This window comes from Halomonas getboli (assembly GCF_023094245.1).
GTDB lineage: Bacteria > Pseudomonadota > Gammaproteobacteria > Pseudomonadales > Halomonadaceae > Halomonas > Halomonas getboli.
On the sequence record NZ_JALMEW010000005.1, the window covers coordinates 151673 to 171472 of the forward strand.

Genomic DNA, 19800 nt, shown 5'->3' on the forward strand with positions numbered 1-19800 from the left:
GGACGGCGGTCGCGCGGGTCTCGAGAGGAGGGCGACATGCTCAAGGCGGTGCTGCTCGACATCAGCGGCGTGCTGCACGAGGACGGTCGGTCGCTACCCGGCGCGGTGGAGGCGGTAGCCCGGCTGCAGGCGCGAGACCTGGCGCTGCGCTTCGTCACCAACACCTCGCGCAAGACGAGTGAGCGGGTCCACGCCGAGCTGCGCGAGCTCGGTTTCGCGGTGGCGCCCGAGCAGGTCTTCACCGCGCCGGCGGCGATCCGGGCCCATCTGCTTCACCACGCACTGCGGCCCTACCTGCTGATCCATCCCGATCTCGAGCCCGAGTTCGACGGCCTCGACACCACCGATCCCGACGCCGTGGTGCTCGGCGATGCCGCGGAGAGGCTCGACTACCGCCATCTGGACGCCGCCTTCGGGCTAGTGCAGCGCGGCGCGCCGCTGATCGCCGTGGGCACCAATCGCTACTTCCGCCAGTGCGGCGAGCTGCACCTGGACGCGGGCCCCTTCGTGCGCGCCCTGGAGTACGCCGCCGACATCGAGGCCATCGTGCTCGGCAAGCCGGCCGCGGGCTTCTTCCGCGCCGCGCTGGAAGACGCCGGCGTAGCGCCGGAGGAGGCGCTGATGGTCGGCGATGACGTCGAATGCGACGTGGCGGCGGCGCTCGACCTGGGCCTCGAGGCCTGCCTGGTGCGCAGCGGCAAGTATCGCGAGGGCGACGAGGCGCGGGCGCCCGGGGCGGCCTGCGAGGACGACCTGGTGGCACTGGTGGCGCACCGGTTTCCCGAGTGAGCGGCGTCACTGCCACCAGGCCACGCCCAGCCCGACCAGCAGCGACAGCAGCATCGGCAGGGCGACCCGCTTGCCGAGCGCCGCGCTGCCGAGCCCGGCGGCCATGCCGGCCTTGATCACGTTGTTGACCGAGGCGGCCAGAATGATGCCGAGCACCGCCGTCGAGGGCGGGATGGCGTCCCGCGAGAGGCGGGTCAGCGACAGGGTGATGGCATCCACGTCGGCCACGCCGGAGGCCGCCGCCAGCAGGTAGATGCCGGCATCGCCGAGCCAGGTCTGGAGCCACTGGCCGAGCAGCATGATCGCCGCCAGCAGCACGCCGAACAGCAGCGCCATGCGCAGCTCCAGCGGGTTCTGGTGGCGCTCGGGGCGCTCGATGCGCGCCCCCTGGCGATGGCGGCGCCACAGCAGCAGGGCCGGCAGATAGAGCAGCAGCGTCATCAGTGCCACCGGCAGCAGCAGGCGCGGCAGCAGCGCCGGATTGATCACCAGACAGTAGAGCAGGATGCGCGGGAACATGGTGCCGCAGGCGATCAGCACGCCGGCCGCCAGCAGCGGCGCGAGGGTCGCCTGCTGACGCGACAGGCGGCTGAAGTGCAGGGTCAGGGCGGTGGAGGAGCTGAGCCCGGCGAACAGGCTGGTGAACAGGATGCCCTTGGCGGCGCCGCCGAGGCGCATGGCGAAGTAGCCGATGAAGGAGATGCCGGCGATCATCACCACCATCCACCACAGTTCGCGCGGGTTGAGCGCCTCGCCGGGGCCCAGGCCGCGGTCGGGCAGCAGCGGCAGCATCACCACCGTGATCAGCAACAGCTTCAGCCCGGCGTCCAGCTCGTGGGCCTGCAGGCGGTTCAGCAGGCCGTGGATCTCGCGCTTGTTGTCGAGGATCAGCGCGGTCACCACCGCGCAGGCCGCGGCCAGGGTCAGGTCCACGGCCACCGCCACGGCGCCGAAGCAGAAGGTCAGCAGCAGGCCGATCAGGCCGGTGATGCTGTAGTCGTGGCTCTGCGGCAGCCGCGCGCGATAGGCGCTGCCGGCCAGCGCGGCGACGACCAGCAGCAGCAGCGGAAAGGCCCATTCGGTGATGGCCTCGGAGAGCAGGGCGGCGAGGCCGCCGAGCAGGCCGACCAGGGCATGGGTGCGGATGCCGGCGATGCGCTCGCCGGCCTTCTGCTCGCGCGCCACCCAGCCGCGCTCGATGCCGATCAGGGCGCCGAGCAGCAGGGCCACGGTCAGCCGGATGGCGGTGTCGTGCCCGGCGAGAAACTGCTGGGTGACTTCTTCCATGAGACGCTCCCTGCGCGATGCCTCCCCGTTGCTTCAGCATAGGTCTTACCGACGATCGCGCCTCCAACGAGAGACGGCCCCGTGCGGGGCCGTCTGGATGGCGGATGAAGGCGCTGCCGGGTCAGTCGATGGCGTAGTCGTGCACGAACTCCAGCACCTGCACGGCGTCGTCGGCCTGCTGGGTGAAGGTGTCGATGCCGTTGCCGTCGTCGTCGATGCTGGGCACGTCGTTGAAGGACACGGCCTCGTAGAGGTTCACGTCCGCCGTGGTGTAGACGAGGGCATTGCTGGTGATCTCGCCGTCGCCGTTGATGTCCTCGCCGCCGATCGTCTCGTCGACGGTGCTCTCCTGCAGCACCGTCACCATGACGCCGTCGTAGAGGGCGGCGCGGTCATAGCTGTAGTCCGAGGAGTCGACCAGCGACGACAGCGCGCCGTCGAGCTCGACGAAGCCGGTGATGCCCATGATCTCGTCGACGGTGAGGTCGCCGGTCTTGTCTGAAGCGGCGGCGAAGGCGGCCGCGGCCAGGGTTGGCACCAGGTCGGCGGAGACCGTCATCGAGAAGCTTTCCGGAGGCTCGTCGCCGTGGGGATCGGTCGACACCGAGAGGGTGTAGCTGCTGGCGTCCGGATCGGCCTCGACCGCCTCGAGCAGGGCGACGTAGAGCGCGAAGTTTTCCAGCGGCGAGTCGATGGTGTTGCCGTCGGCGTCGATCAGCCGGCCCGAGGCGTCGGTGCCGGCGATCAGCTGCTCGAGGGAGTCGATGGAGGTGCCGTCGAACTTGGCGAGCAGCTCGGCCAGCGAGTGCTCGATCACGCTGTCCGGCGAGCGGGCCACGTTGAGGCGGCCGAACTCGACCGGAATGACGCCGTCGGGCAGCTCGAAATCGCCTTCCTCGCTCTCCACCAGCTGGGTATAGGTGGTTGGATCGTCTTCGGTGCAGCCGGCCACCAGGCAGGGCTGGATGTTGCCGTTCTCGTCGAGAATGGGATTGCCGGCGTCGTCGCGCAGCACGATCACGATATCGCCGTAGTCACCGCCCTTGCCGCCGCCACCGCTGCCCTGGCCGCCGCCGCTCTGGCCCTGGCTTTGTCCCTGACCTTGCCCCTGACCCTGTCCCATGCCTCGCTCGCCGCCGTCGTCACGGAAGATGCCGGACTCCAGCGAGCCGCCCATGTGGCCCTGCCCCTGACCACCCGCGCCCTGACCTTGACCGCGCAGGTTCAGCAGGCTGTCGTGACCGCCGCCCTGGCCGTGTCCCTGCCCACCTCCCTGGCCGTGTCCTTCCTGCGCCTGGGCCGAGGAAACGAGGAAACCGCTGTCCGGGACGATCGCCGCCCCGATGGCCGCCGCCCCCAGCACGGGCAGGAAGGTGGCGCCGAACAGGAGGCCGAGGCGAGACGGTGCGAACGTTTTCCGAGCTGAAGACATGACGAACCCTCGTGAAGGTAGGTGATATCGCCGGCTGTCGTGTTCGGCATTGTCCGGCGGTCATCGTCAACCTAGCAGCGGGCCGGAGTGCGCCCCTTGATCTGCATCAGAAGAAAAATTGAATAAACTTATTCTTATTTATTATTTAAGGCGCACTGCTGCGGGATCCAGAGCGGGGCGCTCATCACTGGGCGCTCAGAATCGATAGCTGAGCCCCATCCTTACTGCGCTGTCCTCGCTGTCGAGGCGATCCTCGCCGACCTCGATGGCGTCATAACGCGTCTGCGTATAGTCCATGCGCAGGTGCAGCGATTGCTGGATCGGCACCTCGAGGCCACCGCCGAGCTGCCAGCCTCGCTCGGTATCGTCCTGGTGAATCCGGTGATGGCCGCGTTCGTAGCGGGTCTCGAAGTCGGTCCAGGTCGGTCCGCCGCGGAGGTAGAGCAGGGCGCCGCTGTCGATCACGTAGCCGGCGCGCAGCGCCACGCCGAGGCTGCTCTCTCGGTCCACCGAGTAGCTGCGGCCGCTGGGCTCACGCTGGTGGTTCCAGGTCATGTCGCTGAATTCGCCGTGGACCTCGGCGGCCAGGTAGAGGCGATCCCAGGTGGCGCCGACCCCGGCGAAGGCACCGGCCAGGGAGCCGGCATCGCCGAACCCGGCCTCGAGTTCGGACGAGGCGTCGCGCGGGCCGTCGAGATCGGTGAGCAGGTCGCCGTATCCGGCGTGGACGCCGACATAGGGGCCGGCGTAGGCCTCCGGTCCGTTGGGCGCGGTCTCGGGAGCGTCACGCCCGGGATGCCAGATCAGGCCGAGGCGCATCAGCGACTCCTCGATGGCGAAGTCGTCGGCGGGATCGGTGCCGACGTCGAGGTCGTCGTAGTGGGTGACGGTGTAGTCCATGCGCAGGCCGAGCGCCGTGGCCAGCGGCACCTCGAGGCCGCCGCCGATGCGCCGGCCGTCCAGCCATTCCTCGCGTCGGTCGTCGCCGTCGTGGGCGTAGTCGGTCTCGAAGCGGCCGCGCGCCAGGCCGGCCCGGCCGTAGACCTCGTGGCCGCCGGCGAGGCGATGGCCGAGCCGCATGGCCAGGCCGATATCGCGCTGCTTCTCGACCGCGAAGTCCCGGCCCTCGGCATCCGAGCGGTCGTGCTGCCAGTCGGACCGGGCCTCGTCGGTCTCCAGCTCCAGGCCCAGCCGCCAGTCGTCCAGCGCCAGGGCATAGCCGCCGAACAGGCCGGCCTGGCTGCCGGCGTCGCGGAAGTCCGCCAGCAGGCTGCCGCCGGCGCCCCGCGGGCCCGCCTGGGACGTGCCCAGGGTGGCGAGGCCGCCCTGGGCACCCAGATAGAACCCCTGGCCGAGGCGGTTCCGGCCGGCCGCCGCCAGCAGGGCGCTCTCGTCATAGCCGCGGGCGAACTGGGCGCCGAGGCTCAGGTCGATGCGGTGCCGGTCGAAGTCCTCGGATTCCAGGCTGGAGTCGCGCTGCAGGAAGTCGTAGTCGACGCCGACGTAGAGGTAGGGATTGAGGTAGTGGCGCAGCCCCATGCCCAGGCTCAGCAGGTGGTCGTTGCGCGATACGCCCTGATAGTCGTGGTCGCTGTAGCCGGTGGCGGTGGTCAGCGTCAGGTCGGGGCGCACGGCGCTGGTCAGGCTGGCCTCGAGGGCGGTGCGCAGGCTGGCCGAGGCGCCGCGCTCGGTGGTTTCCTCGACGCTGCGGTCCAGCCGCACGGCGACGCGCGAGGGCGAGCCCGGCGCCTGCCAGGTGAGCTCGCCGCCGACGTCGAGGGCGTCGACGTCGTCCAGCGCCGGGTCGTCGTAGTCCTGGGTGAGCCAGCCGGCCAGCAGCTCCGCCTTGAGGCCCGGCGAGGGGCGGTAGATCAGTCCCAGTGCCGCGTTGCCGCCCAGCGAGTCGCGATCATATCCGGCGTCGTCGCGGGCCTGATCGTATTCGCGCAGGTCGGCGGCGGCCTGGACGAAGGGCTCCAGCCGCTCGCTCAGCGCATAGCCGACGCGCCCGCCCAGGGTGCTCTGGTCGCGATCGCGGTCGTCGTTGTCGAGGGTGACGCCGTCGAGGCCGGGCACATCGTCGAAGTCCAGCGACGACCAGGTGCCGCCGAGCCGCGTCGTCAGCCTGCCGAAGGACTGGTTCACGCCGATCAGTGCGCTGTCGCGGAGGTAGAGGGTCGGCTCGCGGCCGTTGACCGCATCCGCCGAGCTCCGTGCCTCGTGTTCGCGGGCGTGCTCGAGGCTGCCGAACACGCTGCCGGTGGCGCTGTAGGCGAGGCGCCCCTCGGCGCCGAGCCGCCAGTCGGTGTAGTTCTCGCTGTCGAACTCGTGATAGCGGCCGCGCTCGGCGCCGCCGTAGAAGCGCAGCCGATGGCGCGCGCTCTCGCCGACCAGCTCGGCGAAGGGCGAGACCACGGTGACGAGGTCGTCGCGGCGGCGCTCGCGCTGGGCGAACACGTTGTCGTCGTAGCGCTGGCCGACCGTCACGCCGGCATCGGGCGTCCAGCTGGTCGCGGCCATGGCCGGCGTCGCCAGCGAGACCGCCAGGGCCAGCGGCAAGAGCGTCGAGGGGGGATGAGGCATGTCGTCCTCCTTGGCATATCACGGGCCCGGGGCGCGGCGAGACGCGGCCCCGCATGATTCCTGCAATGCAATGGAGAAGGCGGCGATGACGGCCGCACGAACCGTTACCGCCCGGGTGTCAGTATGTGCGCCGCGGGCGCGCGTACACCTGCATCAGATCAAGGATTGCCGTCATTCGTGGCGCATGGGGCTGCTAGTCTGAGGATTGAGACGGCCGGGCCGAGGCGCCGCCGTGATCCATCCCGATACGCGGCGTCGATCCGGCGTCTCCAGACCCTTTCACGACACAGGGGAGGGGCTTCCCATGCCCATGGAGCGCGTCAAACGCTTTCTCGACGAGAACGGCGTCAAATATGTCATCCAGCAGCACTCGCCGGCCTATACCGCCCAGGAAGTCGCCGAAGCGGCCCACGTGCCCGGCCGCCACTTCGCCAAGAGCGTGATGGTCGAGATCGACGGTCGGCTGGCGCTGGCGGTGCTGCCGGCCACCGACCGGGTCGACCTGCAGCGCTTCGCCCAGGCCGTCGGCGCCGGCCGCGTCGAGCTGGCCAGGGAAGCGGACTTCCAGGACCGTTTTCCCGACTGCGAGCCGGGGGCGATGCCGCCCTTCGGCAACCTCTTCGAGCTGGAGGTGTTCGTCTCGCCGCATTTGGCCGAGGCCGATCTGATCGCCTTCAGCGCCGGCAGCCACCACGAGGTGATGCAGCTGGCCTTCGGCGTGTTCGAGGACCTGGTGAAGCCGGCCGAGGTGACCATGTAGGCCAGATCGAGATGTAGGCCAGACCGAACGGAGAGACTTGCCAGTCGGCCATCGCTCTCGGATACTGTATATAAATACACTATTCGAGGGAGGTGGCCATGGCGTCGCCGATTCCCGGCGCCGCGGGCGGGCGAGCCGCGGCGCCGTCCTCTTCGGGGGCCGTCCAGCCGCTGCTGGGGGCGCGGGTGCGGGCGGGCTTCCCGAGCCCCGCCGACGATCACCTGGACGTGGAGCTCGACCTTCACGCCCACGTGGTGCGTCGTCCGGCGTCGACCTACTTCGTGCGCGCCGAGGGCGATTCGATGCTCGGCGACGGCATTCATGACCGCGACCTGCTGGTGGTGGACCGCAGCCTGGAGCCGCTGCCCGGGCGGGTGGTGATCATCGCCGTGGACGGCGAGCCCACGGTCAAGCGGCTGGTCCGGCGCGGCGACGCCCTGGTGCTGGAAGCCAGCAACCCGCGCTATGCGCCGATTCCGCTGGCCGGCCGCGAGTGCCACGTGTGGGGCGTGGTGACCCATGTGCTGCACGCCCTGCCGGGGGCGGCGCCGTGATCGCCCTGGTCGACAGCAATAACTTCTACGTCAGCTGCGAGCGGGTCTTCGATCCGCGCCTCGAGGGCCGGGCGGTGGGCGTGCTCTCCAACAACGACGGCTGCGTGGTGGCGCGCTCGGCGGAGCTCAAGGCGCTGGGCGTGGTGATGGGCATGCCAGCGCACCGGATTCCGCCCGCGCAGCGCCGCCGGATGACGCTGCTGTCCAGCAACTACGCCCTCTACGGCGACATGAGCCGGCGCGTGAACCGGGTGCTGGGTGAGTTTTCGCCGGACGTGGAGGCCTATTCCATCGACGAGAGTTTCGTCGGCCTCGACGGGCATGAGGCCGACGACCTCGAGGCCTGGGGGCATCGGCTGCGCGGGCGGGTGCTGCGCGATACCGGCATTCCGACCTGCGTGGGGCTGGCGCCGACCCGAGTGCTGGCCAAGACCGCCAATCGCGTCGCCAAGTCGCGTCCCGAGCTGGGCGGCGTCTGCCGGCTGGCGGCCGAGTCGCCCGAGACCCGGCGCGTGCTCGAGGCGCTGCCGGTGCACGAGCTGTGGGGCATCGCCCGGCGCAGCGCCGAGCGGCTGGCGCTGCAGGACATCCACACCGCCTGGCAGCTTCGCCAGGCCGACCCCAAGCAGATCCGTCGCACCTTCTCGGTGGTGATGGAGCGGCTGGTCTGGGAGCTGCGCGGGCGGCCGGCCATCGCCCTGGAAGACGTCACCGAGCCGCGCCAGCGGATCATGGTGTCTCGCTCCTTCGGCCGGCTGACCGGCGAGCAAGCCGAGCTGCGGGCGGCGATTCGCCAGCATGGCGCCCGGGCCGCCGAGAAGCTGCGCCGCCAGGGCAGCCGGGCCTGCGCGGTGCTGGTGTTCGTGCGCAGCGATCCGCACCGGCTCGGCGAGCGCCAGTACCGCAACAGCCAGGTGGTGGCGCTGCCCGGTCCCTGCGACGACACCCGCGCGCTGATCGCCGCCGCCCAGCGCGGCCTGGCAGCGATCTTTCTCGACGGCGTGCGCTATCAGAAGTGCGGGGTGATGCTGCTCGACCTGGTCGATGTCGAACGCGAGCAGCTCTCGCTGCTGCCGGCCGGTGACGGCCCCGAGCGCCGGCGCGGCGAGGCGCTGATGGCCACCCTGGACCGCCTCAACGGCCGCATGGGCCGCGACACCGTGCGCTTCGGCGTGCCCGGAAAGCACGCCGCCTGGCCGCTGCGCTGCGAGCATCGCAGCGACCGCTACACCACCCGCTGGGGCGAGCTGATGAGGGTCAAGGCGCGCTGACGCGCCTCACGGATAGCGGCCGCTGCGGCGGTTCTCCACCAGTACATCGAGAATGGCATTGGCCTCGCGCATCACCGGCGAGGGCGGCTCGTCGCGGCGCCGGCTGCACAGGATCGGGATGGTGATGTGCGATTCGGCCAGGTAGACGAAGCTGATGCCGTCGCGCTGGACGCGCTTGACCTGCTCCGGCACCAGGGTGATGCCCATCTCCGAGGCCACCAGGCCCAGCGCGGTCTGCACCTCGTTGGCCTCCTGGGAGACCGTGATCTTGAGCCCTCGGCGCCGGAACATGCCGAGTACGGTGTCCGCCATGCTTGGCCGCGGCGTGGCCGGGAACAGGATCAGCGGGTACTCGGCCAGCTGCGCCATGGTCGGCGTGGTGCCCTCCAGCGGATGCCCCTTGGGCAGTGCCGCCATCAGCGGTTCCTCGAACAGCACCTCTTGCTCGATCTCCGGATCATCGAGCCGCAGCCGGCCGAAGCCGATATCGATGCGACCCGCCTTGAGGGCCTGGATCTGCTGCACCGTGGTCAGCTCGACCAGCGTCAGCTCCACGTCATCCTTTTGTCGCAATTCGCGCACCAGCAGCGGCAGCTGGCCGTAGAACACCGACGGCACGAAGCCGACGCTGAACAGCTGGCGATGGCTGCGGGCAATGCGACGGGTATCGGTGACCGTGGTGTCGACCTTCTCCAGTATCTGCAGGGTATGTTCATAGAAGAAGTGACCCGCCGTCGTCAGGGCCAGGCCTCGAGGTCCTCGGTCGAACAGTCTGACTCCGATTTCATTCTCCAAGTTATTGATTTGTCTTGTTAGTGGCGGTTGTGCCATATGCAGTTTTGCGGCCGCACGGGTCATGTTCAGCTCCCTGGCGGCGACGCAGAAGTAACGAAGATGGCGCAGCTCCATGATACCTCCAGGGTATGGCTACGGACTCAAACCATATTGGTTGGGGCTCACCGGGGCAAGCACACTGCCAACACTTTCTCAGTGCGTAGTCCAGGAGCCTTCATGTCCGCCGTGATCGAGTCCATCGAGACGCTGCTGGTCGATCTGCCGACCATCCGTCCCCACAAGCTTTCCATGGCCACCATGGCCTGCCAGACGATGGTCATCGTGCGCATGCGCCACAGCGACGGCATCGAGGGGCTGGGCGAGGGCACCACCATCGGCGGCCTCGCCTACGGCCCGGAGAGCCCGGAGAGCATCAAGCGCAACATCGACGCCTACCTGGCGCCGCTGCTGGTCGGCCAGCCCTCGAGCAACCTCAACGCCCTGATGGCGCGGCTGAATCGTCACGTGCGCGGCAACCCGATCGCCAAGTCGGCGCTGGAGACCGCGCTGCTGGACGCCCAGGGCAAGCGCCTGGGGCTGTCGGTGGCCGAGCTGCTGGGCGGCGCCCGCCAGGCCCATCTGCCGGTGCTGTGGACCCTGGCCTCCGGCGATACCCAGAAGGACATCGACGAGGCCTTCCAGCGCCTCGACGACGGCCGCCACCGCGACTTCAAGCTCAAGATCGGTGCCAACGCCCTGGACGATGACGTGCGCCACGTGGCCGACATCAAGGCCGCGCTGGGCGATCGCGCCAGCGTGCGCGTCGACGTCAACCAGGCCTGGGACGAGGCCACCGCGGTGCGCGGCATCGCCGCGCTGCAGGACGCCGGCATCGCGCTGATCGAGCAGGCCATCCCGGCCCGCGAGCAGGGTGGACTGATCCGCCTGGCCGATCGCTTCCGGGTGCCGATGCTGGCCGACGAGGCGGTGGCCGACGCCCGCGACGGCCTGGACCTGGTCGGCGGCGGCTTCAGCGGCGCCTTCGCGCTGAAGATCGCCAAGGCCGGCGGGCCGCGTCCGGCGCTCGAGCTGGCGGCGCTGGCCCAGACCGCCGGTGTCGGCCTGTACGGCGGCACCATGCTCGAGGGCACCATCGGCACCGCCGCCTCGCTGCACGCCTGGGCGACCCTGCCCGAGATGGCCTGGGGCACCGAGATGTTCGGCCCGCTGCTGCTCAAGGACGACATCGTCGCCGAGCCGCTGCGCTACCACGACTTCGGCGTCGACCTGCCGGCCGGCCCCGGCCTCGGCGTGAGCCTCGATGAAGACAGGCTCAAGCACTACTCGCGCAAGTCACCCTAGGTCGCGCAAGTCATTCCGGCGCAGACACGTTCCAGAGAAAGGAGATTCCCATGCTGTTCCAGGTAGAAATGACCGTGAAACTGCCGCCGGAGATGCCGGCCGAGCAGGCCGCCGAGATCAAGGCCACCGAGAAGGCCTACTCCCAGGAGCTGCAGCGCGCCGGCAAGTGGCGCCATCTGTGGCGGGTGGCCGGCAGCTACTCCAACGTCAGCATCTTCGACGTCGAGGACAACGCCGAGCTGCAGGAGCTGGTTTCCCACCTGCCGCTGTTCCCCTACATGGAGATCGCCGTCAAGCCGCTGTGCCGCCACCCCTCCTCCGTGCGTGACGACGACAGCTGATCCCGCCGTTCATCGAAGACGACGCGATATAACAACGACATGAGGACGCCAGCATGACCGTGAAGATTTTCGACACTCCCGAGGTTCAGGACTTTCTCAAGGCCGTCAGCGGCTTCGACCAGGAAGGCGGCGACGAGCGCGCCAAGCAGATCCTGCATCGCCTGCTTTCCGATCTGTACCGGCTGATCGACGACTACGACGTCACCCCCGAGGAATTCTGGTCCTCCGTGAGCGTGCTCAACGCGCTCGGCCAGGGCACCCAGTTCGGCCTGTTGGCCCCGGGGCTCGGCTTCGATCACTACCTCGACATGCGCATGGACGCGGCCGACGCCGAGGCCGGACGCACCGGCGGCACGCCGCGCACCATCGAGGGTCCGCTGTATGTGGCCGGCGCCCCGGAGCTCCAGGGCAGCGGGCGGATGGACGACGGCACCGACACCGACGGCGAGGCGATGTGGCTGACCGGACAGGTGCGCGACACCGACGGCCAGCCGATCGCCGGGGCCAGGGTCGAGGTGTGGCACGCCGACTCCAAGGGCGGCTATTCCTTCTTCGATCCGTCCCAGGCCGAGTACAACCTGCGCCGCTCGATCATCACCGACGCCGACGGCCGCTACGCGGTGCGCAGCATCATTCCTTCCGGCTACGGCTGCCCGCCGGACAGCCCGACCCAGCAGGTGCTCGATCTGCTCGGCCGCCACGGCCAGCGTCCGGCGCACATCCACTACTTTGTCTCCGCCCCTGGGCACCAGCACCTGACCACCCAGATCAACCTGGCCGGCGACCCCTACACCTTCGACGACTTCGCCTTCGCCACCCGCGAGGATCTGGTGGTCGAGGGGCATCGGATCGAGGATGCCGCCGCCATCGAGGCACGCGGCTTCGAGGGACCCTTCACCGAGGTGGTGTTCGACGTCGCGCTGTCGCCGACCGATGCCGCCGAGCTTCAGGTGCGCCACAAGCGTCCGCGGGCCAAGGAAGACGAGCAGGACCAGGCCAGCCAGCAGGCGGGCGCCGCCCGGGTCTGAGCCCTGGCGAGCGCTGAGCGCCGGCGAGTCCCTTCTTCCCCGACCCTTTACCATCCGTGAGGAGCCTGATCATGACCAGCAAGCTTGATCGTCTCGAACAACGCGTCCGCGGTGCCGTCGTCGACGACGCCGAGGCCGGTACCTTCCGCGTGCATCGCAGCATCTTCACCGACCCCGAGTTCTTCGAGCTCGAGATGAAGCACGTCTTCGAGGGCAACTGGCTGTTCCTGGCCCACGAGAGCCAGATCGCCGAGCCCGGTGACTACATGACCGTCACCATGGGTCGCCAGCCGGTGGTCATCACCCGCGACAAGCAGGGCGAGCTGCATGCCCTGATCAACGCCTGCGCCCACCGCGGCGCCACCCTGTGTCGCAAGAAACGCGGCAACAAGGGCACCTTCACCTGCCCGTTCCATGGCTGGACCTTCAAGAACGACGGCAAGCTGCTCAAGGCCAAGAACGAGAAGACCGGCGCCTACCCGGACGCCTTCAAGAGCGAGGGCTCCCACGACCTCACGCGGGTGCCGGTGTTCGAGAACTACAAGGGCTTCCTGTTCGGCAGCCTGAGCACCGACGTGATGCCGCTCGAGGAGTACCTGGGCGAGACCACCAAGATCATCGACAACATCGTCGACCAGGCGCCGGAAGGCCTGGAGATCCTGCGCGGCACCTCGTCGTACACCTTCAACGGCAACTGGAAGCTGGGCGCGGAGAACGGCGCCGACGGCTACCACGTCGGCACCGTGCACTGGAACTACGCCTCGACCATGGACCGCCGCAACTACGACGCCGGCGGCACCAAGGCGGTGGACGCCGACGGCTGGTCGAAGAGCCAGGGCGGCTTCTACTCCTTTGATCACGGCCACATGATGCTGTGGACCCGGCTGCTCAACCCCGAGGTGCGTCCGGTCTATACCCGCAAGGACGAGATCGAGGCCGAGCTGGGCGAGGCCCGGGCCGACTCCATCGTCAACCAGACCCGCAACCTCTGCCTGTACCCCAACGTCTACCTGATGGACCAGTTCTCGACCCAGATCCGGGTGATCCGTCCGCTGTCCGTGGACAAGAGCGAGGTGACCATCTACTGCTTCGCGCCCAAGGGCGAGTCGGCCGAGAACCGCGCACTGCGCATCCGCCAGTACGAGGACTTCTTCAACGTCTCGGGCATGGGCACGCCGGACGACCTGGAAGAGTTCCGCGCCTGCCAGACCGGCTATGCCGGCGAGGACGCCGAGTGGAACGACCTCAGTCGCGGCGCCAAGCAGTGGATCGAGGGCGCCGATGACAACGCCCGGGCGATCGACATGAAGCCGCTGCTGAGCGGGGCATCGCCGGAAGACGAGGGGCTCTACGTGCTGCACCACCAGCACTGGGTCGAGGAGATGCTGCGCGCCATCGACAAGGAACGCAGCCAGTTTATCGCCACCGTCGGCGCCAACGAGGAGGCTTCCGCATGAACTATCTCGATATTCAGGCCTTCGTGCATCGCGAGGCGCGGCTGCTCGACGACCGCCAGTGGGACGAGTGGCTGACCTGCTACCGCCAGGACGCGGAGTTCTGGATGCCGGCCTGGGACGACGACGACGAGTTGACCGTGGACCCGCAGTCCGAGATCTCGCTGATCTACTACCCCAGCCGCGAGGGGCTGGAGGACCGGGTCTATCGCATCAAGACCGAGCGCAGCGGCGCGACCAGCATTCCCGAGCCGCGCACCACCCACCTGATCAGCAACCTCGAGGTGCTGAAGCAGGACGGCGACACGGTGGAGCTGCGCTTCAACTGGCACACCCTGAGCCACCGCTACCAGCAGACCAACCAGTTCTTCGGTACCTCCTTCTACACCCTGGACGTGTCGGGCGAGGCGCCGCTGATCACCCGCAAGAAGGTGATCCTGAACAACGACTACATCCACCAGGTCATCGACGTCTATCACATCTGATCGCGTCGCCCGGACCGGGTGAGGAGAACGACCATGAGTTATACCATCGCGCTCAACTTCGAAGACGGGGTCACCCGCTTCATCGGCTGCAAGGAAGGCGAGACCGTGCTCGACGCCGCCTACCGGCAGAAGGTCAACCTGCCCATGGACTGCTCCGACGGCGTCTGCGGCACCTGCAAGGGCCACTGCGAGCAGGGCACCTTCGACCTGGGCGACGAGTACCTGGACGAGGCGCTGTCCGACGAGGAGGCCGCCGAGGGCCAGGTGCTGACCTGCCAGATGGTGCCGTCGACCGACTGCGTCATCCAGGTGCCGGTGGCCTCGACCCTGTGCAAGACCGCGGTCGGCAAGCTCGAGGGCACCGTAGCCGAGGTCGAGCAGCTCTCCGAGGACAGCATCGAGCTGGCCATCGATCTGGATGACGGCGCCGAGCTGGCCTTCCTGCCCGGCCAGTACCTCCATATCGGCGTGCCGGGCACCGACGCGCATCGCTCCTACTCCTTCAGCTCCAGGCCGGGCGAGACGCGGACCACCTTCCTGATCCGCAACGTGCCGGGCGGGCTGATGAGCGGCTACCTCACCGATCGGTGCAAGCCGGGCGAGCGCCTCGAGCTGACCGGGCCGATGGGCAGCTTCTACCTGCGCGAGATCACCCGCCCGGTGCTGATGCTGGCCGGCGGCACCGGCCTGGCGCCGTTCCTCTCCATGCTCGAGCAGCTGGCCCAGAAGCAGGAGGACGGGCAGGGCTGCGCTCAGCCGATCCATCTGATCTACGGCGTCAACAAGGACGACCATCTGGTCAAGACCGATGCTCTGGACGCGATCCAGCAGCGGTTGCCGAGCTTCACCTACGCCACCGTGGTGGTGGACGAGGCCAGCGAGCATCCGCGCAAGGGCTACGTCACCCATCACATGGAGGCCGAGGTGCTGCACGACGGCGACGTCGACGTCTACCTGTGCGGGCCGCCGCCGATGGTCGACGCCGTGCTCAAGCACTTCGACGAGCAGGGCATCGCGCCGCAGAGCTTCCACTACGAGAAGTTCACGCCCAACCAGGCGCCCGGGGAGGCCGCATGAGCCGAAAACGCTTCCAGGGCCGGGTGATGGTGATCACCGGCGCCGCCCAGGGCATCGGTCGGCGCGTCGCCGAGCAGGCGGCCGCCGAGGGCGCCCGGCTGGCGCTGGTCGATCGCGCCGAGATCGTCCGTGACGTGGCCGCCGAGCTGACCGAGCAGGGCCTCGACGCCATCGCCCTGCTGGCCGACCTGGAGACCTTCGAGGGGGCCGAGGGCGCCATGCGCGGGGCCCTGGCGCACTTCGGCCGCATCGACATCCTGATCAACAACGTGGGCGGGGCGATCAACTTCAAGCCGTTCACCGAGTTCAGCGCCGACGAGATATCGGCCGAGATCACCCGCTCGCTGATGCCGACGCTGTGGTGCTGCCGGGCGGTGCTGCCGGCCATGTTGGAGCAGGGCGGCGGCGTGATCGTCAACGTCTCCTCGGCGGCGACCCGCGGCATTCATCGCATTCCGTACTCGGCGGCCAAGGGCGGGGTCAACGCCATGACCGCGTCGCTGGCCTTCGAGGTCGCCGAGCACGGCATCCGCGTGGTGGCCACGGCGCCCGGCGGCACCGAGGCGCCGCCGCGGCGCATCTCGCGCGGCACCCCGGAACCGCGCAACGAGACCGAGCAGGCCTGGTTCCAGGCCCATATCGACCAGACCCGGCAGAGCTGCCTGTTCGGCCGCTACGGCACCCTGGACGAGATGGCCGCGCCGATCCTGTTCATGGCCTCCGACGAGGCCAGCTATATCACTGGCAGCGTACTGCCGGTGGCCGGGGGAGACCTCGGGTAGCGCCAACAAACAGTTAACGCCATAGCGCCAGCAACGCGAAACGCCGCCCCGCCAGGGGCGGCCTCCGACGGCCAGCCCCTGATACCAATGACAACAAACTTCGGAGCACAGCATGAAACATCTCGAGAAAGGCGTCAGCCTGCGGCATGCGCCGGCTGACTTCATCCGCGATCTCAACGTCGACAACGTCAGCGCCGGGATCGTGGCCGGGCTCTTCGGCATCAGCGCCAGCGTGATTCACGTCGGCGCCGGCACCGCCGCCGGGCTCGATCCGCAGTTCATCATGCTCTGGGTTATCGCCTACCTGATGATCAACGGCCTGTTCGGGCTGCTCATGCCGGCCTACTACCGGCTGCCGCTGCCGATGGCCAATTCGATCCCCGGCGCGCTGCTGTTCGCCGCCATCATCCCGGTGGTCGGGGTGGAAGCGGCGCTCGGCGCCTCGCTGATCGCCGGGGCCATCGCGCTGGTGGCCGGGCTCGCCGGGGTGATGGGCATCGTCATGAAGCTGATTCCCATGCCGATCGTGATGGGCATGGTCGGCGGCGTGCTGCTCAAGTTCGGCCTCAACATGGTCGCGCCGCTGGAACACGCCATCGTGCCGGCGGCGATCATGATCCTGGCCTTCTTCCTGTCGGCGCGCTTCCTGCGCCGGGTGCCGCCGCTGATCGTGGCCATGCTGGCCGGCATCGCCTACATGGCCTTCACCGGAATCGATTTCTCCGGCGTGGAATTCTCGGTGACCTTCCCCGAGTTCATCCGGCCGACCTTCACCCTGGAGGCCTTCCTGGCCTACGGCCTGCCGCTGGCGCTGATCCTGGTCGGCATGGAAACGCCGGCCGGCGTGGGGCTGGTCAAGGGCATGGGCTACAAGGAAGTGCCGGCCAACGCCATCACCGCGGTGGGCGGCTTCGCGACCATGATCTCGTCCTTCTTCAACCTGCACAGCACCTGCATCGCGGCACCGATGACCGGCATCTGCTCCTCGCCGGAGGCCGGCAAGCCGGACAAGCGCTGGGTGGCGGCGGTGATCGCCGGGGCCATCTTCGTGGTGGGAGCGCCGTTCTACGGCTACGTGATCAGCCTGATCGAGGCGATGCCGTCCTACTTCGTCGCCATCGTCGCCGGCCTGGCGCTGCTCAAGGTGATCACCTCGGCGATGTACATGACCTTCGCCGGCGGCAAGCACGAGATGGGCGGGCTGTTCGCCTTCCTGATCGCCGCCTCGGGGCTGCAGATCCTCGGCATCGGCGCCTCCTTCTGGGCCCTGGTGCTGGGCGTGTTCATCTCGCTGGTGTTCGAGACCAAGGACTTCGAGTTCATTCGTCGGGCCGCCCACGAGCCCAGCGCCTGACACCGGGCCCGCTTCGCGATACCGTCTTCTCCGTTGGCCCGTGGCTGCCTGGCAGCGCACGGGCCTTTTTTCTCTCGTGGCGGCGCCCTCGGCGCTGCCGCCCGGATCTTGCCAAGGAACTCGCCATGCGACGCTTCAAGGACTGGTCGATTCCCGCCGTCACCGCCGGCTTCGTGGCGGTACTGATCTCCTACGCAGGCCCGCTGGCCATCTTCTTCCAGGCCGCCCAGAGCGCCGATATCTCCCCGGCCATGATGACCTCCTGGGTGTGGGCGATCTCGATCGGCGCCGCCGTGTCCGGCATCGGGCTCAGCCTGTGGCTCAAGGTGCCGGTGGTGACCGCCTGGTCGGCGCCCGGCACGGCGCTGCTGGTCACGCTGTTTCCCGAGCTCTCGCTCAACGAGGCGGTGGGGGCCTATCTCACCGCCGCGGCGGTGATGCTCGCGATCGGCGTGAGCGGCTCCTTCGACCGCATCATCCGGCTGATTCCGCCCGGCATCGCCAGCGCCATGATGGCCGGCATCCTGTTCCAGTTCGGGGTCGGCGTGTTCGAGTCGCTGGCCACGGTGCCGGCGCTGATGATCGGCATGCTGCTGGCCTATCTGGTGTTCAAGCGCCTGACGCCGCGCTATTGCCTGGTGTGGCTGCTGATCGTCGGGGTCGGCCTGGCCGTGGCCCTGGAGGGCGCGAGCCTGGACGGCGTCAGCGTGCAGCTGGCCTCGCCGACCTTCATCGCTCCGGAGTGGACCTGGCAGGGCACCCTCGGCCTGGCGATCCCGCTGGTGCTGGTCAGCCTGACCGGGCAGTTCCTGCCGGGCATGGCCATCCTGCGCACCTCCGGCTACAACACGCCGGCCAGGCCGATCGTCACCGTGGCCAGCCTGACGTCGCTGGCCACCGCCTGCTTCGGCGGCATCACCACGGTGATCGCGGCGATCACCGCGGCGATCTGCACCGGCGAGGAGGCGCACCCGGACCGCGACAGGCGCTACGTGGCGGGGGTCGCCAACGGCCTCTTCTACCTGATCGGCGGCACCTTCGCCGGCACCATCGTGCTGCTGTTCACCTCGCTGCCCGGCGAGTTCGTAGCGGTGCTGGCTGGGCTGGCGCTGATCGGCGCTATCGCCAGCAACGTCAGCGCCTTCGCCGCGCGCAAGGAGCATCTCGAGGCCTCGGTGATCACCTTCCTGGCCACGGCCTCCGGCGTCAGCTTCCTGGGCCTCGGCTCGGCCTTCTGGGGCGTGGTGATCGGCGCCGTTGCCTATAACGTGCTGCATCGTCGCTTTACCGGCCGGCGGGAGGAAGCGGAGCGGGCGTCCGACAGCGCGAACTGAACGCGAACAGAGCGGCCGGCGGCCGCCGCGCCTCAATCCTCGGCGAACATCTCGTGGATCAGGCGGCGCAGCCAGCGGTTGCCGGCATCCTGGTGGAAGCGGCGGTGCCAGAACAGGTTGATCGGCACCTCGGGCAGCGCCAGTGGGTGGGGCATGGCGCGCAGGCCGAAGCGATCGGCGGTAGCTTCGGCCAGCTTGTCGGTCACGGTCACCACCAGGTCGGTGTCGCTGACGATGTAGGGCATGGCCACGAAGTGCGGCAGCCGCAGCCGCACCGGGCGGGTGATGCCGCCCTTGACCAGCCACTCCTCGACCCTGCCGTGCCCGGTGCCTCTGGCTTCCACTACCAGATGCCGGGCCGAGACGAAGTCCTCCCGCGAGAAGTCTCCTGCGGCGAGGGGGTGATCCTCGCGCATCAGGCAGACGTAGCGCTGCACGAAAAGCCGCTGCTGATAGAAACCGGCGTCCAGCTGCGGAATCAGTCCCACCGCCAGGTCGACCCGGCCCTCCTCCATGTCCTGTTTCATGTCGCGAAGATCGCTGCGTACGCTTTCGAGCGCGACGCCCGGGGCCAGCTCGGCCAGCCGCGACATCAGCCGTGGCAGGAAGTAGACCTCGCCGATGTCACTCATGGCGACATGAAAGGTGCGCTCGCTGGTGGTCGGATCGAAGTCGTGACTGAGAGTGAGCGCCTCCTGAAGGTGGGCCAGACCCTGTTCGACCGGTTCGTGGAGCTGTGTGGCGTAGGGCGTCGGCATCAGGCCCCGGGAGGTGCGCTCGAAGAGCTCGTCATCGAGCAGCGTGCGAAGGCGCTTCAGGGCATGGCTGACCGCGGGCTGGGTCAGGCCGAGCTGTTCGGCGACGCGCTGGGTGTTGCGGTGCCGATAGAGCAGGTCGAATACCACCAGCAGGTTGGTATCGATCTGTGAGAGCTTGCGCATGTTGGGGCCGTGTCCGGGGATGTCATGTCCCGTGGAGAAAGCCACGGATGGCGGCATTTTTCGACCTAGACAAAGGTCCCGTGTCGGGTCCTTTGGGAGTTTTTAACCTGCTGTTTCTTAACGCTATTAATGCCGTTTATGGCCGGCATGAAGGGCGCTTCGTGGTGTCCCGTCGGGCGGCGGCCTAGCGTG

General features: G+C 68.6%; 18 protein-coding genes. 13 read left to right on the forward strand and 5 right to left on the reverse strand.

The window, feature by feature from the left end; all coding sequences use genetic code 11:
* The first annotated feature begins 36 nt into the window (after positions 1-36).
* Complete coding sequence (locus MYL53_RS11910) at positions 37-789, forward strand: TIGR01458 family HAD-type hydrolase (protein ID WP_247854177.1); 753 nt, start codon at positions 37-39, stop codon at positions 787-789.
* 6 nt (positions 790-795) lie between these two features.
* On the opposite strand, the gene MYL53_RS11915 is transcribed toward MYL53_RS11910, so the two are convergent.
* The 3 genes from MYL53_RS11915 to MYL53_RS11925 all read right to left on the reverse strand — a co-directional run bounded on the left by MYL53_RS11915 (position 796) and on the right by MYL53_RS11925 (position 6091).
* Positions 796-2076: an MgtC/SapB family protein gene (locus tag MYL53_RS11915; protein ID WP_247854178.1), complete on the reverse strand. Its 1281-nt coding sequence runs from the start codon at positions 2074-2076 to the stop codon at positions 796-798.
* Positions 2077-2197: 121 nt separating this feature from the next.
* Positions 2198-3508, reverse strand: a complete 1311-nt coding sequence (locus MYL53_RS11920) for a hypothetical protein (protein ID WP_247854179.1) — start codon at positions 3506-3508, stop codon at positions 2198-2200.
* A gap of 195 nt (positions 3509-3703) precedes the next feature.
* On the reverse strand, positions 3704-6091 hold the full coding sequence (locus MYL53_RS11925; protein ID WP_247854180.1) for an outer membrane beta-barrel protein: 2388 nt from the start codon (positions 6089-6091) through the stop codon (positions 3704-3706).
* Positions 6092-6395: 304 nt separating this feature from the next.
* Here MYL53_RS11925 and MYL53_RS11930 point away from each other — a divergent pair, with 304 nt between their 5' ends.
* The 3 genes from MYL53_RS11930 to MYL53_RS11940 all read left to right on the forward strand — a co-directional run bounded on the left by MYL53_RS11930 (position 6396) and on the right by MYL53_RS11940 (position 8676).
* Entirely contained in the window at positions 6396-6851 is a 456-nt protein-coding gene (locus MYL53_RS11930) for an aminoacyl-tRNA deacylase (RefSeq protein ID WP_247854181.1), read from the forward strand.
* Between the two features lie 98 nt (positions 6852-6949).
* Complete coding sequence (locus tag MYL53_RS11935; RefSeq protein WP_247854182.1) at positions 6950-7405, forward strand: LexA family protein; 456 nt, start codon at positions 6950-6952, stop codon at positions 7403-7405.
* Positions 7402-8676: a Y-family DNA polymerase gene (locus MYL53_RS11940; RefSeq protein ID WP_247854183.1), complete on the forward strand. Its 1275-nt coding sequence runs from the start codon at positions 7402-7404 to the stop codon at positions 8674-8676. Before MYL53_RS11935 ends, MYL53_RS11940 begins: the two co-directional genes overlap by 4 nt.
* A gap of 6 nt (positions 8677-8682) precedes the next feature.
* Here the strand turns inward: MYL53_RS11940 and MYL53_RS11945 are convergent, their stop codons facing one another.
* Positions 8683-9585 carry a LysR family transcriptional regulator gene (locus tag MYL53_RS11945; RefSeq protein ID WP_247854184.1) on the reverse strand — a complete coding sequence of 301 codons (903 nt, stop codon included), beginning with the start codon at positions 9583-9585 and terminating at the stop codon, positions 8683-8685.
* A 102-nt stretch (positions 9586-9687) separates the two neighbouring features.
* On the opposite strand from MYL53_RS11945, the gene MYL53_RS11950 reads away from it, so the two are divergent.
* The 9 genes from MYL53_RS11950 to MYL53_RS11990 all read left to right on the forward strand — a co-directional run bounded on the left by MYL53_RS11950 (position 9688) and on the right by MYL53_RS11990 (position 18667).
* Positions 9688-10812, forward strand: a complete 1125-nt coding sequence (locus MYL53_RS11950) for a muconate cycloisomerase family protein (RefSeq protein WP_247854185.1) — start codon at positions 9688-9690, stop codon at positions 10810-10812.
* A gap of 50 nt (positions 10813-10862) precedes the next feature.
* Positions 10863-11153, forward strand: coding sequence for a muconolactone Delta-isomerase (gene catC / locus MYL53_RS11955; protein ID WP_247854186.1), 291 nt, complete (start codon positions 10863-10865; stop codon positions 11151-11153).
* A gap of 53 nt (positions 11154-11206) precedes the next feature.
* Positions 11207-12181, forward strand: a complete 975-nt coding sequence (gene catA, locus MYL53_RS11960) for a catechol 1,2-dioxygenase (protein WP_247854187.1) — start codon at positions 11207-11209, stop codon at positions 12179-12181.
* Between the two features lie 71 nt (positions 12182-12252).
* On the forward strand, positions 12253-13638 hold the full coding sequence (locus MYL53_RS11965; protein WP_247854188.1) for a Rieske 2Fe-2S domain-containing protein: 1386 nt from the start codon (positions 12253-12255) through the stop codon (positions 13636-13638).
* Entirely contained in the window at positions 13635-14120 is a 486-nt protein-coding gene (gene benB, locus MYL53_RS11970) for a benzoate 1,2-dioxygenase small subunit (protein ID WP_247854189.1), read from the forward strand. Before MYL53_RS11965 ends, benB begins: the two co-directional genes overlap by 4 nt.
* Positions 14121-14153: 33 nt before the next feature.
* A complete protein-coding gene (benC, locus tag MYL53_RS11975; protein WP_247854190.1) occupies positions 14154-15197 on the forward strand; it encodes a benzoate 1,2-dioxygenase electron transfer component BenC in 1044 nt (347 codons plus the stop codon).
* Entirely contained in the window at positions 15194-15979 is a 786-nt protein-coding gene (benD, locus tag MYL53_RS11980; protein ID WP_247854191.1) for a benzoate diol dehydrogenase BenD, read from the forward strand. The genes benC and benD overlap by 4 nt, the downstream gene beginning before the upstream one ends.
* A 112-nt stretch (positions 15980-16091) precedes the next feature.
* Entirely contained in the window at positions 16092-17333 is a 1242-nt protein-coding gene (locus MYL53_RS11985) for a benzoate/H(+) symporter BenE family transporter (protein WP_247854192.1), read from the forward strand.
* A 44-nt stretch (positions 17334-17377) separates the two neighbouring features.
* A complete protein-coding gene (locus MYL53_RS11990) occupies positions 17378-18667 on the forward strand; it encodes a benzoate/H(+) symporter BenE family transporter (protein WP_282103553.1) in 1290 nt (429 codons plus the stop codon).
* Positions 18668-18699: 32 nt separating this feature from the next.
* On the opposite strand, the gene MYL53_RS11995 is transcribed toward MYL53_RS11990, so the two are convergent.
* Positions 18700-19608 carry a LysR family transcriptional regulator gene (locus MYL53_RS11995; RefSeq protein ID WP_247854194.1) on the reverse strand — a complete coding sequence of 303 codons (909 nt, stop codon included), beginning with the start codon at positions 19606-19608 and terminating at the stop codon, positions 18700-18702.
* Positions 19609-19800: the final 192 nt, after the last annotated feature.

Excerpts from the sequence above, each read along its gene's own strand:
- MYL53_RS11910 (WP_247854177.1), top strand. The coding sequence starts at position 37 with ATGCTCAAGGCGGTGCTGCTCGACATCAGCGGCGTGCTGCACGAGGAC.
- MYL53_RS11915 (WP_247854178.1), bottom strand. The coding sequence starts at position 2,076 with ATGGAAGAAGTCACCCAGCAGTTTCTCGCCGGGCACGACACCGCCATC.
- MYL53_RS11920 (WP_247854179.1), bottom strand. The coding sequence starts at position 3,508 with ATGTCTTCAGCTCGGAAAACGTTCGCACCGTCTCGCCTCGGCCTCCTG.
- MYL53_RS11925 (WP_247854180.1), bottom strand. The coding sequence starts at position 6,091 with ATGCCTCATCCCCCCTCGACGCTCTTGCCGCTGGCCCTGGCGGTCTCG.
- MYL53_RS11930 (WP_247854181.1), top strand. The coding sequence starts at position 6,396 with ATGCCCATGGAGCGCGTCAAACGCTTTCTCGACGAGAACGGCGTCAAA.
- MYL53_RS11935 (WP_247854182.1), top strand. The coding sequence starts at position 6,950 with ATGGCGTCGCCGATTCCCGGCGCCGCGGGCGGGCGAGCCGCGGCGCCG.
- MYL53_RS11945 (WP_247854184.1), bottom strand. The coding sequence starts at position 9,585 with ATGGAGCTGCGCCATCTTCGTTACTTCTGCGTCGCCGCCAGGGAGCTG.
- MYL53_RS11950 (WP_247854185.1), top strand. The coding sequence starts at position 9,688 with ATGTCCGCCGTGATCGAGTCCATCGAGACGCTGCTGGTCGATCTGCCG.
- catC (WP_247854186.1), top strand. The coding sequence starts at position 10,863 with ATGCTGTTCCAGGTAGAAATGACCGTGAAACTGCCGCCGGAGATGCCG.
- catA (WP_247854187.1), top strand. The coding sequence starts at position 11,207 with ATGACCGTGAAGATTTTCGACACTCCCGAGGTTCAGGACTTTCTCAAG.
- MYL53_RS11965 (WP_247854188.1), top strand. The coding sequence starts at position 12,253 with ATGACCAGCAAGCTTGATCGTCTCGAACAACGCGTCCGCGGTGCCGTC.
- benB (WP_247854189.1), top strand. The coding sequence starts at position 13,635 with ATGAACTATCTCGATATTCAGGCCTTCGTGCATCGCGAGGCGCGGCTG.
- benC (WP_247854190.1), top strand. The coding sequence starts at position 14,154 with ATGAGTTATACCATCGCGCTCAACTTCGAAGACGGGGTCACCCGCTTC.
- benD (WP_247854191.1), top strand. The coding sequence starts at position 15,194 with ATGAGCCGAAAACGCTTCCAGGGCCGGGTGATGGTGATCACCGGCGCC.
- MYL53_RS11985 (WP_247854192.1), top strand. The coding sequence starts at position 16,092 with ATGAAACATCTCGAGAAAGGCGTCAGCCTGCGGCATGCGCCGGCTGAC.
- MYL53_RS11995 (WP_247854194.1), bottom strand. The coding sequence starts at position 19,608 with ATGCGCAAGCTCTCACAGATCGATACCAACCTGCTGGTGGTATTCGAC.